This is a genomic window from Cupriavidus sp. Agwp_2 (genome assembly GCF_040784895.1).
Lineage (GTDB): Bacteria > Pseudomonadota > Gammaproteobacteria > Burkholderiales > Burkholderiaceae > Cupriavidus.
On the sequence record NZ_CP088084.1, the window covers coordinates 1261360 to 1273705 of the forward strand.

Here is a 12346-nt window from a genome sequence, read left to right on the forward strand (position 1 = left end):
TCCGCCCGCCCGTCGCAGAGTGGGGCGCACCGCTCAAACCGCCGGCCAGTCTCCCGTGGCAGCCAGCACCGGCGAGTATTCGCGCAACTGCCAGCGCGTCCGCAGCACCGACGGGCGCCGCACCACCCGCTCGACATGCAGCCGCACCAGCCGCTCCGCCCCGGCGAACGCTGCCAGCTCGGCGCCGTCCCAGATCACTTCGGCATGCCCGCCGACATGGAGCAGTGCGCCTTCGGCAAAATCGGGAACCACCAGCCCGGCGCGCGGGTTCGCCAGCAGGTTGCCAACAGTATTGAAGAAGTTGTTGCCGTTGAAATCCGGGAAGGTCAGCGTGCCACCGTCGTCCACGCGGATAAAGCCCGGCTTGCCGCCGCGATGCGACACATCGACGCCGCCGGTGTGCTCGCCCTCCTCCGCCGAGGCGGCATGGCTGGTGGCGATGAAAAGCGTATCGGCCGCGCGCAGCGATGCTGCCGCCTCGTCATCCAGCGTCGTGCCGTGCGAGGCCGGCATGGGCGTTCCCGGCACGGCCGCGGTGGCTTCGCGCAGCTGGATATAACGCGGGCAGTTCCCGAAGCTTTGCTCGACCTCGACCGTGAACCCGCCCTGGTCAAGCGCGACCACGATGCCATTCATGCGGTTGCGCCGGCGCGTGGGGAGCTCGATGCCAAGCAAGCCGATGCGGGCGCCGTGTTCCAGAGCATGTTCCAGCGGATCGCCGGGCAGTGGCAGGGCATCGATGCGCAAGTGCGTGGAGTCAGGGCTGTGAGCAAACCCGGGCGCGCCGGCGAGCACCGATGCCCACGGCAGGCCGACGGCATCGACCGCGCCGACCAGCAGGAATGGCAACTGGGCAAAGAAGTCGCGATGCTGTTCGGGCATCTCGCCGCGGATCACCCGCCCGCCGGCCGTCGCCATGCGTTCGCGCTTGCCGGCGCGCTCCTGCGCGACCAGTTCCCCAGAGTGGAAAGGCAGGCCGGCATGCGGCCAGACGGGCAGTTCCATGATGGACTCCTTGGCAGTGCGGCCGGCGCTCGCGCGGCGGCCCTGGGTTTAGCCGGCCTCAGGCAGCCCGGCCGGGCCGGGATACGATCATCGGCACGAAGCCGGGCAGCGCTTCGATGCGGCGTAGCCACGCATTCAGCGCGGGGTACGGCGCCAGCGGCACGTTGCCTTCTTCGGCGCGGGCGATGTAGCTGTAGGCGGCGACGTCGGCGACCGTGGCATGGGCCGCGGCCAGGAACGGCTGCTCGGCCAGCAGGGATTCCATCAGCACGAACAACCGCTGCGCGCGGGCGATGGCGTCCTCCAGCGGCACCGGCCGGCCGAACAGCACGCCCAGGCGCGCAGCATTGGGACCGAAGGCGATTTCACCAGCGGCCACCGACAGCCAGCGCTGCACCCGCGCCATCCCGACCGGGTCGCGCGGCAGCCAGCGGCCATCGTCGTAGCGCGAGGCCAGGTAGACCAGGATCGCGTTGGAATCGCCCAGCACCACGCCGTTGTCGTCAAGCACCGGCACCTGGCCGAATGGGTTGAGCCGCAGGAACGGCTCGCGATGCTGTTCGCCGCCGCGCAGGTCGACGTCGATCAGCCGGTACGGCAATCCCAGCAGCGACAGAAACAACTCGGCGCGATGGGCGTGGCCCGACAGCGGCGAGCGGTAAAGGACGAGCGGAACGCGGGGCTCGGCGGGATGGCTGGCGGCTTGCATGACACACTCCTCGGGGGTTGGGATAGCCGGATTCTGGACGCGGAAGGCGATGCAATAAATGGGGTACTTGATATTTGACTACTCCAAAAATTGGAGTAATGTGTGGCGCCATGGACAAGCTTCGAGCCATGCAGACCTTCGTGCGGATCGTCGACGCGGGCAGCCTGACGGCCGCCGCGGCGACGCTGCACACCTCCCTGCCCGCGGTGGTGCGCACACTGGCCGCGCTCGAATCCGAGCTGCAGGTGCGGCTGCTCAACCGCACCACGCGGCGGCTGTCGCTGACCGGCGAAGGGCGCAGCTACCTGGACAGCTGCCGCCGCATCCTGGCCACCATCGATGAAGTCGAGGCCGGCCTGACCGCCAGCCATGTCGAGCCCAGCTGCCAGCTCACATTGACCGCGCCAGTGCTGTTCGGCCAGATGTATATCGCGCCGGCGGTCACGCGCTTCGTGCAGCGCTATCCGCGCGTGCGCTGCCGCATGGAATTCACCGACCGCGTGGTGAACCTGCTGGAAGAAGAACTCGACGTGGGCGTACGCATCGGCCCGCTGGCGGATTCAACACTGGTGGCGCAGCCGGTCGGCCATATCCGCCGCGTGGTCGTGGCCACCCCCGCCTACCTGCGCAAGCATGGCATGCCGCGCCACCCCGACGACCTCGCGCGCGCCAATTGCGTGCACTTCACCGGCAATGCCGCGCACTGGTGGACGTTCCAGGAAAACGGCAAGCCGTTCCAGGTGCAGGTGACGGGTAACCTCGAGTTCAACCAGACCGCGCCCGCCGTGGCCGCTTGCGCGGAGGGCGCCGGCTTTGGCAACTTTCTTTCGTACCAGGTGGTGGAGCTGGTCCAGGCGCGCAAGCTGCGCATCGTGCTAGAGACGTTCGAGCAGCCGGCCTGGCCGCTGTCGCTGATCTATCCCCACGCGCGCCTGCTGCCGGCGCGCACGCGCGCGTTTATCGACTGGATGCGCGACGACCTCAGTCCGCGCTTCCGCTGACAATTGCGGTGACACGACCAAAACGCCGAAACATCGGTTTTCAGCGCAGCGGCAGATCCTGATCGGCGGCATGGCCGCTTCGTTCACATATGGTCTCGGCGTGGTGTTCGGCTCGCTCTGATGCTGCCCGCCAGGGCATCCGCGACGCGGTGCAACGGGCATGCGTGCCGTGCGCGCATGTGTGGCCACCCACCCGTTGGCAGCAACCGGCCACCCGACAAAAGCCTTGACGCAGCGCGGCGCACACCGGTATTTTTCAAAAGCGAATCCGAATTCGAATACGGAAAATCCCTATGCCAGCGACGTCGTCCGGCCTTTCGGCCACCTCCTCCTTTCCCCGTATCGATACGCCTTCGATCCTGCAGCCGCCACGGCAGCGGCGCGCGCGCGAAACCGAGCAGGCCCTGCTCGGCGCAGGCCGCGAATTGCTGGCGAAGCGCGATTTCGCCGCGGTTTCGGTGGCCCAGATCGCCGCTGCGTGCCAGGTGTCGGTCGGCGCCTTCTATGGCCGTTTCCGCGACAAGATGGCCTTTTTCGAGGCGTTGCGCGCGCTGGTAATGGAGGAAACGTCGGCATCGATCGACCGCTACCTCGCACAGGAGCGCTGGGAAGACGTGCCGACCTCCGTGCTGCTGGACAAGGCCGCGCGCTTCATGGTGCTGGGCACGCTGGCCAATCGCGGCGTGATGCGCGCTTCGCTGCGGCATGCGTCGACAAAGCCGGAAGAGTGGCAGCCCCACCGGCAGAGCGGCGAAGCGATCGTCGAGCGCATGGTGCAACTGCTGGTGCCACGGCTGTCGCTGCCCGCGGATATCGCCGAGCTGCGCGTGCGCTTTGCCATGCAGGCCGTTTTCAGCGTGCTGGTCAATGCCCTGCTGAATGATTCCGGGCCGCTGCATCTCGACGATGAACGGATGATCCCCGAACTGAGCCGCATGATGGCGGGCTACCTCGGCGTCACTGACAACGCGCTGGCATGACGCCGCTACCGCCGCCGAATGCCGCCGACGCCGCTTGATGCAGTAAAACAGCGCGGTAATGCAGCGCGCCCATGGCGGCTATGAATTCCGTAGGGCTTGCTTGGCGGCGGCGCACGGTCTCTCTAGAATGCGTCCATGCTGACTGCTTCTATGCCTACTGAGACCGCACATGGCCACGCTTTTCCTCGTCCGTCACGGACAAGCCTCGTTTGGCGCCGCCAACTACGATTGCCTGTCGGAGACCGGCCGCCAGCAGGCGCGCTGGCTGGGGGAGTACTTCAGCGAGCGCGGCGTCCGTTTCGCGCGCGTGGCGGCTGGCAGCCTGGTGCGCCAGCAAGACACTGCGCGTGAAATCCTGACGGCGATGGGCGAGCCGGCAACGCAGATCGCGACCCATGTGGGCCTGAACGAATACGACGGTGAGGCGCTATACCGCTGCCACACCGGCGGCGCCGACCACCGCGCCCACCAGAACGGGGACTACAACGACTACTGGCGCACGTTCCGCGCCGCCTACCACGCCTGGACCCAGGATGGCCTGGCCGACATGACCGAAAGCTGGGGAGATTTCGGCGCACGCATCTCCGGCGCACTGGCGCAGGCCTGCGAGGGCACCACACGTGAAGACGCCATCCTCGTGGTCAGTTCCGGCGGCGCCATCGGCCGCGCCACGGCCGACCTGCTCGGTGCCCCCGCGGCCAGCGCCATCGAAATGAACCTGCAGTTCCGCAATACCGCGTTCTGCGAAATCATCGTCGGCCGCGGGGTGCAGCGCTTGCTGAGCTTCAACAACATCCCGCACCTGGATCGGCCGGAACGCCGTAGCGCACTGACCTTTGCCTGAAAGCCACAGGCACCCCGCGCAACAACGACAAACCCGCCTGACGGCGGGTTTTCTCTTTGGCGTGAACGCGGTGGTAATCGCTCCAACAACTGCGCTCCGGCAACTGGCGCGGGCAGTTTGACATGCCCGCGCCGCCGGTCCTTCTCCCTTTACTACCTGTTACTGCTGCATTCCTGCCTCAGGCGCCCGACACAGGCGCCCACGCCTTACAGGCGTTCGACGATGGTCACGTTGGCCAGCCCGCCGCCTTCGCACATGGTCTGCAGGCCGTAGCGCTTGCCGTGCGTATGCAGCGCATGCACCAGCGTCGTCATCAGCTTGGCGCCCGAGCCGCCCAGCGGATGGCCCAGCGCGATCGCGCCGCCATGCACGTTGAGGCGCTCCGGATCGGCACCGGTCGCCTGCAGCCAGGCCAGCGGCACCGGCGCGAAGGCTTCGTTGACTTCGAACAGGTCGATCTCGTTGATGCTCATGCCGGCCTTCTTCAGCGCGTGCATGGTGGCCGGCAGCGGCGCTTCGAGCATCACCACCGGGTCGTGGCCGATCACGGTCATATGGTGCACGCGCGCCAGCGGCTTGACGCCGAGCTTCTTCAGGCCAGCCTCGTTGACCACCAGCAGGCCAGCGGCGCCGTCGCAGATCTGGCTCGAGGAGGCAGCGGTCACGCGGCCGCCTTCGGCGATCAGCTTGACCGCGCCGATGCTTTCCTGCGTGGCGTCATAGCGAATGCCTTCGTCGGCGGTATGCATTTCGCCATTGGCACCGTCGGCGGTGCGCACTTCGACCGGGATGATCTCGGCATTGAAGCGACCCGCCTTGGTCGCTGCCGCCGCGCGCTGGTGGCTCAGCAGCGCGTAGGCATCGAGCTGCTCGCGCGACAGGTTGTACTTGCGCGCGATCATCTCGGCGCCGGTGAACTGGCTGAACTGCACGCCGGGGTAGCGCGCCTCGATACCCGCGCTCTTGGGCACGCCGAAGCCGTTCTTGGCCGGCAGCTGCGACGACAGGCCCATCGGCACGCGCGTCATGCTTTCCACACCGGCCGCAATCACGATATCCATCGCGCCCGACATCACCGCCTGCGCGGCAAAGTGCAGCGCCTGCTGCGACGAGCCGCACTGGCGGTCGACCGACGTGCCCGGCACGCTTTCCGGCAGCCGCGAGGCGAGGATGGCGTTGCGCGCCACGTTGCCGGCCTGCTCGCCGACCTGGCTGACGCAGCCCATGATGACGTCTTCGACCAGCGCGGGATCCGCGCCGGTGCGCTCGACCAGCGCATCGAGCACCTGCGCGGCGAGGTCGGCCGGATGCCAGCCCGACAGCTTGCCGCCCTTGCGCCCGCCGGCGGTCCGTGCCGCGGCGACGATATATGCCTCTGCCATGTGATCTCCTTGTTCGGTGCCAGCCGCCCCGCGACCGGCCGGTGCTTGATGCGGGGTGCCGGCGACTGCCGGCAGGGTTGGCCCGTATTGTTGTCCCGGGCCGGCCTGCCAGCGTCGTCGGAAGCGACGAAGTTAGCCGGCCGCCTCAGGGCGAACTCAGGGCGAACTCAGGGCGGTGTCAGCTGCGCGGGCCGAGCACCGCGAAGATCGCGGTGGCGCGCAGCAGGCAGCGCTCGCCGCTGACCAGCCGGCAAGTGCCGTAGCGCAGCCGCGAGCCGAGCTTGTCGAACTCCACGCGCGCCTCGACCCAGTCGCCCAGCCGCGCGGAGTCCAGGAAGTCCAGGCTCAGGTTGACGGTGACTGCGCTCTTCTCGCGGCCGGTCTCCAGCGACATCATCATGCCGATGGCGGTATCGGCCAGCGTCGCCAGCATGCCGCCGTGCGGGATGCCCAGGTTGTTGAGATGGCTCTCGTCGATGCGCACCGCCAGCGTGCGGCGTTCGCGGTTCAGGTAGAGCTGGCCGAAGTTGGCCATGTAGCCGCCCGGTTGCGGCAGCGGCACGAAGCCCTCCGGCACGGCCATGCCACCGGTGCTGTCGGCCGCTTGCGGCATTGCCGCCTCGATTCCGGCTTCGGCCATGGCGTCAGGCGAAGCAGCGCGAGGCGGAGCCAAGGTGCTCGCGGCATTCGCGGACCATGCGCGCAAGCAGTTCCTCGCAGCTCGGCACGTCGTCAATCAGGCCCACGCACTGGCCGGCGCTGATGATGCCGCCATCGGTCTCGCCCGCCTTCAGCGCGGCCTTGCCGCGCACGCCGGCAACCAGGTGCTTGACGTCTTCGAACTGCGCGCCGCCGGGGCGGCGCTCGATGCTCACGACTTCATCCGACACGGCGTTCTTCAGCACGCGCGCGGTGTTGTGCAGCGTGCGGAAGATCAGGTTGGTGTCGCGCTCGCTGGCCTGCACCAGCGCCTGCTTGACGTTGTCGTGGATCGGCGCTTCCTGGGTGGCGCAGAAGCGCGTGCCCATGTTCACGCCCTCGGCGCCCAGGACCAGCGCGGCGGCCATGCCGCGGCCGTCGGCAATGCCGCCCGAGGCGATCACCGGCACCGACAATTTGCGCGCCGCCAGCGGGATCAGCACCATGCCCGGGACATCGTCCTCACCGGGGTGGCCGGCGCACTCGAAGCCGTCGATCGACACCGCGTCGACGCCCAGGCGCTCGGCCGACAGCGCATGGCGGATCGCCACACACTTGTGGATCACCTTCATGCCGGCAGCCTTGGCGCGGGCGATGTGTTCCTTCGGGTTGTTGCCCGCGGTCTCCAGCACCGTGACGCCGTTCTCGATGATGACGTCGAGGTAGCGCGCGTAGGGCGGCGGGTTGATCGAAGGCAGCAGCGTCAGGTTCACGCCGAATGGCTTGTCGGTCATATCGCGGCAGCGGCGGATTTCTTCGCCCAGCGCCTCGGGGGTCGGCTGCGTCAGCGCGGTGAGGATGCCCAGCCCGCCGGCGTTGGAGACGGCCGCGGCCATTTCCGCATAGCCGACCCATTGCATGCCGCCCTGGATGATGGGGTAGCGGATGCCAAGCAGTTCGGTGATTCGAGTCTTCATGATTGTCCTTTTGCTGTCAGCTAGCGGGCCTTGCCGGCGTTCGGGCCAGTCTACGGCGCGGGCCTGCGCGAGGCTTCGTCGGAAGCGACGATTGCGGGCGGCGCATTCTGCACTAGTGTTGGCTGTCCCCGCACGCCGGCCCGCACCCTCGCGGCCCCGGGGCCCGGCATTTCTCGCCCCCCCTTCCCCAGCAGGAGTCGCCATGACGCAAGCCACGCCTTCGTTCGAAACCCTGCGCTACGCCGTCGAAGACGGTGTCGCCACCATCACGCTGCATCGCCCGGACCAGCTCAACGCCTTCACCGCGCAGATGATGCAGGACCTGATTGCCGCCTTCGACGCCACCGATGCCGACGACAACGTCCGTGCGGTGATCGTCACCGGCTCGGGCCGCGCCTTCTGCGCCGGCGCCGACCTGTCCGGCGGCGGCTCGACCTTCGATTTCGAGAAGCGCTATGGCGCCAGCCCGGACACGGCGCACCGCGACGGTGGCGGCCGCGTGTCGCTGCGCATCTTCCGCAGCCTCAAGCCGGTGATTGCCGCGGTCAACGGCGCCGCGGTCGGCGTGGGTGTGACCATGCAACTGCCAATGGATATCCGGCTGGCGTCGACCGACGCCAAGTTCGGCTTCGTATTCGCGCGCCGCGGCATTACGCCGGAGGCCGCGTCGTCGTGGTTCCTGTCGCGCGTGGTCGGCGTTTCGACGGCGCTGGAATGGTGCTATACCGGCCGGGTGTTCTCGGCACAGGAGGCGCATGAACGCGGGCTGGTGCGCTCGCTGCATGCGCCCGAAGACCTGCTGCCGGCAGCGCGGGCGATCGCGCGGGAGATCGCCGACAACGCCGCGCCGGTGTCGGTCGCGATCTCGCGCCAGCTGATCTGGCGCATGGCCGGAGCCAGCCACCCCATGGAGGCGCACAAGCTCGACAGCCGGGCGATCCAGTCGCGCGGGCGCTCCGCCGACGTCAAGGAAGGCGTCAGCGCGTTCCTGGAGAAGCGACCTGCCGCGTTCCCCGACACCGTCTCGCAAGACCTGCCGGACTTCTTCGACTGGTGCGGCGAACCGCCGTTCGCCTGAAGCGCCTGAAGCACCTGAAGCGCCTGAAGCCAGCGCCCCCACCGTACCCTTCCGGAGTCAGCATGAAAGTCAGTCAAGCCGTCGCCAGCCGCAAGTCCGTACGCGGCTTCCTGGACAAGCCCGTGCCAGCCGACACCATCCGCCGCGTGCTCGATGCCGCGGCGCGCGCGCCGTCGGGCGGCAACCTGCAGCCGTGGCATGTCCACGTGATCGGCGGCGAGGCGCTGGAGCGCCTGCGCGGCATCATGCGCGAGCGCATCGCGCACACGCCCAAGGGCGAAGACCGCGAATACCACGTCTACCCGCCCGAGCTGGTTGCGCCCTACCGCGACCGGCGCTTCGAGGTGGGCGAGGCGCTCTACCACTACCTCGGCATCCCGCGCGAAGACAAGGCGCGGCGGCTGGCGCAGTTTGCCAACAACTTCACCTTCTTCGGCGCGCCGCTGGCGCTGTTCTGCACCGTGGACCGGCGCATGGGCCCGCCGCAGTGGTCGGACCTTGGCATGTACCTGCAGACCGTGATGCTGCTGCTGCGCGAAGAAGGGCTCGACAGCTGCGCGCAGGAATGCTGGGCGATGTATCCGGAGACCATCGGCAGCTTCCTGCAACTGCCTGCCGAGCGCATGCTGTTCACCGGCATGGCGATCGGCTACGAGGATCCCGAGGCGCCGGCCAACCAGTTGCGCGCGGCGCGTGCGCCGCTGACGGAGTTCGCCGAGTTCATTGGCATCTGAGTCGGCATCTGAGTCGGCATCTGAGCCGGCATCCGGGCCCAGGCGCCGCGCGCAGTCACGCGCGCGGCGCCCGACTCAGAGCAGGCCCAGCTGCCGCGCGATCGCCACTGCCTGGGTGCGGTTGCTGGCGTGCAGCTTGGCGCTGATATTGCGCAGGTGCGTGCGCACCGTGGTCTCGGACACGAACAGGCGCTCGGCCATGGCGACGTTGGAAAAGCCCTCGGCCAGCAGTTGCAGCACCTTCTGCTCCTTGGGCGTCAGCGGCTCCACCAGTGCCGGCGGTGCGGGCCGTCCGGTCGCGCCGGCCGGCGTGTCACCGGCTTGCTGGCCGCATGCCTGCAGCAGTTTTTCCACGTAGGCGGATGGCAGGCTGGCGCCCTGGCGAGCGCAGGCATCGGCCACCAGCCGGCGCACGTCGTCGCCTTCGTCGGCAAAAATCCTCACAAAGCCCTCGGCCGCGCCGAAGCGCAACGCCTCCCCCATCACCACCAGGGCATGCGCGCCGTCGCCGTTGCGCTGGCACGCGTGCGCCAGCAGGATGCGCAGCTTGAGCGCGCGGCGCATCAGCTGGTTGCTGGTCGCGGCCGCCAGTTCGCGCTCGATCGCCTCGCGCACCTGTGCCCCGGGGCGGGCGTGTACATCCAGCCGCAGCCTTCCGACAAAGATGTCCTCGACATCGCTGGCAAACGAGCTGACGCCCGGACGCGTGCGCCACAGCGCCGGATCGGCGGCGCGCTCGATCGCCTCTTGCGCGGCGTGCACATTGCCCTGGCGCAGTGCCAGCCGCGCGCGCTCCAGCATTGCCGCCATCACCAGCCGGGTCAGCCCGCGGTGGTGGCCGAGCGCCTCCAGCTGCGCCAGCCATTCGTGCGCCTGGTCGGCTTCGCCCCGCTCGAAGGCGATGCGGGCCAGCACCGTGTGGCCGGTGATGATCTGGTCCGGCAGGCCGAGGTCGCGCGACAGCGGCAAATACACGGTAAGCAGCCGGCTGGCGCGTTCGGTATCGCCGCTCTCGTACAGCCCTTCGGCGAGCAGGATGCCGGCCATGGCATTGCCGTTGGTCGGGCCGAAGCGGTTCGGCAGCATCGTGCGCGCGGCGATGCGGAAGCGCGCCAGCGCCTGCTGCAACCGGCCCTGGCGCAGGTCGATCAGGCCCTCCACCGATTCCGAGAAGATCTTGTTGAAGTTGCTGTCCGAGCCACGCACCGCCTGGCGCGCGATCTGCAGCAGCCGGCGAGCCTCGGGATAGTCGCCGATGACGGCGGCCAGCCGCGCCATGGACGTGCCCAGGATCGCGTCCGGAAAAGCGTAGCCCATCGGCAGCGGCGGGACTTCGTTGCGGGCGAAGGCTCGGGCGTCGTCGAAGCGGTCCATCATGTTGAGCAGCACGTGGCGCAGCGCGCGGATATGCGCGAGCAGGTCGCCGGCCGCACCCTCGGTCGGGATCGCCTGCAGCAGCGCGATCGCGTCGGCCGGGCCGCGCGTGAACGACACCGCCCACGCATGCGCGATCTGCAGCTTCGGCCAGCGCGCGAGCTCCTCCGCCGGCACCGCCTCCAGCCAGCGCGTCAGCAGCCGCATGCGGCCCTGCCCCAGCAGGTCGTCGACGGCGCCGTCCAGCAATTCCAGGGCGTGGCCCAGCGCGCCGGCCGCGAGCGCGTGCTCGATGGCGGGCACCGGGCGGCCCTGCGCTTCATACCAGCGCGAGGCGGCGAGGTGCAATTGGGGCACGGCCTCCGGCATCGACTGCGCCAGCTGGCCGCGCAGGAAGCCGGAAAACAGGCTGTGATAGCGGTACCACTGCTCCGGCGCCGCGCCGGTGCCGCGCTCGCCGTAGCGTTCGCTCTCCAGCGGCAGCAGGAACAGGTTGGCGCGCTCCAGCCAGGCCAGGATCTCGTCGCTGCTGCCGGCGCCACCGGCGGATGGCGGAGTGGCCTGGCAGACCGCGTCGCACAGCGGGCCGCAGAGCTGGTCCAGGATCGAGGTCCGCAACAGGAAATCCCGCACCGCCTCGGGCAGGTGCAGGAAGACATCTTCGACCAGGTAGTCTGCAATCGCAGCGTTGGAGCCGGAAAAGCCGGCGATGAAGCCCTCGGGCTGGCTGCGCCGCTCCATTGCCACCGAGGCCAGCCACAGCGCCGTGGCCCAGCCTTCGGTACGCCGGTGCAACGCGCTGATGGCGGACGGCTGCAGCTTGAGCCCGCGCGCATGGCGCAAGAAGGATTCGGTCTCGCTGGCGCTGAAGCGCAGTTGCGCCGGCTCGATCTCGAGCAGCTCGCCACGCGCGCGCAGCCGTCCCAGGCCGCTCTCCGGCACCCAGCGCGTGCCGATCACGACACGGCAGCCCGGTGGCAGGCTTTCGACCATCTGCCACACCAGGCCGCTGACGGCGGCGTTCTGGATCGATTCGAAATCGTCGAGGAACAGCGTGAAGGCGCCGCTGTGGCTGGCCAGCCGGTCGATCAGCGCCAGCGCCTGCTCGCCGGGATCCTGCACCAGCCCCGAGCGGGGCGGCTGGGCGGCGGCGCCGAGTGCCTGCGCGATGGCGGCCTCGATCGAGCCGAGGAAGCGCGTGGCATCGTTGTCGGAGCGGTCAAGCGTGAGCCAGGCGGTACGCCCGCCGGCGGCTTCCAGGCGCGCACGGCACTGCAGCATGGCGGTGGTCTTGCCAAAGCCCGCGGGCGCGCGCACCAGCACGAGCTTGACGAAGTCCGCGGCGCACACGGTGTCGCAGATCGCCGTGCGCTCGACCTGGAACGGCGTCAGCAGCGGCGGACGCAGCTTGGCGGCCAGCGCTGCGGCGCCGGCGCCGGTGGCAGACGGCATGCGCCGCCCGGTCTCCTCGATACTTGCCATTGGCCTTTTGTCGTCTTCCGCGCAGCACCGGCGGAGCGGCAATGCGAAGCGATGCGCCCGCCCGCACTGCGGCGCAGGCGGGCCGGCGTGACTGTGATGGAACACGGAATTATGGCGTAAACGCAAGCGGACGCGCGCCGC

General features: G+C 68.9%; 11 protein-coding genes. 5 read left to right on the forward strand and 6 right to left on the reverse strand.

The features are described from left to right. Positions 1-33: 33 nt before the first annotated feature. Positions 34-1005: a pyridoxamine 5'-phosphate oxidase family protein gene (locus LPA45_RS23500; RefSeq protein ID WP_317924323.1), complete on the reverse strand. Its 972-nt coding sequence runs from the start codon at positions 1003-1005 to the stop codon at positions 34-36. A gap of 58 nt (positions 1006-1063) precedes the next feature. Next, complete coding sequence (locus LPA45_RS23505; protein WP_317924322.1) at positions 1064-1714, reverse strand: glutathione S-transferase family protein; 651 nt, start codon at positions 1712-1714, stop codon at positions 1064-1066. Positions 1715-1812: 98 nt separating this feature from the next. On the opposite strand from LPA45_RS23505, the gene LPA45_RS23510 reads away from it, so the two are divergent. From LPA45_RS23510 to LPA45_RS23520, 3 genes are all read left to right on the forward strand, one after another. Next, entirely contained in the window at positions 1813-2715 is a 903-nt protein-coding gene (locus LPA45_RS23510) for a LysR family transcriptional regulator (RefSeq protein ID WP_317924321.1), read from the forward strand. Between the two features lie 293 nt (positions 2716-3008). Continuing rightward, positions 3009-3695 (forward strand): TetR/AcrR family transcriptional regulator, encoded by a 687-nt coding sequence (locus tag LPA45_RS23515; protein ID WP_317924320.1) that lies wholly within the window; start codon positions 3009-3011, stop codon positions 3693-3695. Positions 3696-3864: 169 nt separating this feature from the next. Next, positions 3865-4539: a histidine phosphatase family protein gene (locus LPA45_RS23520; protein WP_116323861.1), complete on the forward strand. Its 675-nt coding sequence runs from the start codon at positions 3865-3867 to the stop codon at positions 4537-4539. A 206-nt stretch (positions 4540-4745) separates the two neighbouring features. Here the strand turns inward: LPA45_RS23520 and LPA45_RS23525 are convergent, their stop codons facing one another. The 3 genes from LPA45_RS23525 to LPA45_RS23535 form a co-directional block, all read right to left on the reverse strand. Then, positions 4746-5921: an acetyl-CoA C-acetyltransferase gene (locus tag LPA45_RS23525; protein ID WP_317924319.1), complete on the reverse strand. Its 1176-nt coding sequence runs from the start codon at positions 5919-5921 to the stop codon at positions 4746-4748. 178 nt (positions 5922-6099) lie between these two features. Next, on the reverse strand, positions 6100-6561 hold the full coding sequence (locus LPA45_RS23530; protein WP_116323863.1) for a PaaI family thioesterase: 462 nt from the start codon (positions 6559-6561) through the stop codon (positions 6100-6102). A 4-nt stretch (positions 6562-6565) separates the two neighbouring features. After that, the gene (locus LPA45_RS23535) at positions 6566-7537 is read right to left on the reverse strand and encodes a nitronate monooxygenase family protein (protein ID WP_317924318.1); all 972 of its coding nucleotides are present in this window, start codon (positions 7535-7537) and stop codon (positions 6566-6568) included. 202 nt (positions 7538-7739) lie between these two features. On the opposite strand from LPA45_RS23535, the gene LPA45_RS23540 reads away from it, so the two are divergent. Together LPA45_RS23540 and LPA45_RS23545 are read left to right on the forward strand one after the other, a co-directional pair. Continuing rightward, positions 7740-8615, forward strand: a complete 876-nt coding sequence (locus LPA45_RS23540) for a crotonase/enoyl-CoA hydratase family protein (RefSeq protein WP_317924317.1) — start codon at positions 7740-7742, stop codon at positions 8613-8615. A gap of 62 nt (positions 8616-8677) precedes the next feature. After that, positions 8678-9349, forward strand: a complete 672-nt coding sequence (locus LPA45_RS23545) for a nitroreductase (RefSeq protein WP_116323866.1) — start codon at positions 8678-8680, stop codon at positions 9347-9349. Between the two features lie 75 nt (positions 9350-9424). Here LPA45_RS23545 and LPA45_RS23550 read toward each other — a convergent pair whose 3' ends face one another. Then, positions 9425-12205, reverse strand: a complete 2781-nt coding sequence (locus LPA45_RS23550) for a LuxR C-terminal-related transcriptional regulator (protein ID WP_317924316.1) — start codon at positions 12203-12205, stop codon at positions 9425-9427. Positions 12206-12346: the final 141 nt, after the last annotated feature.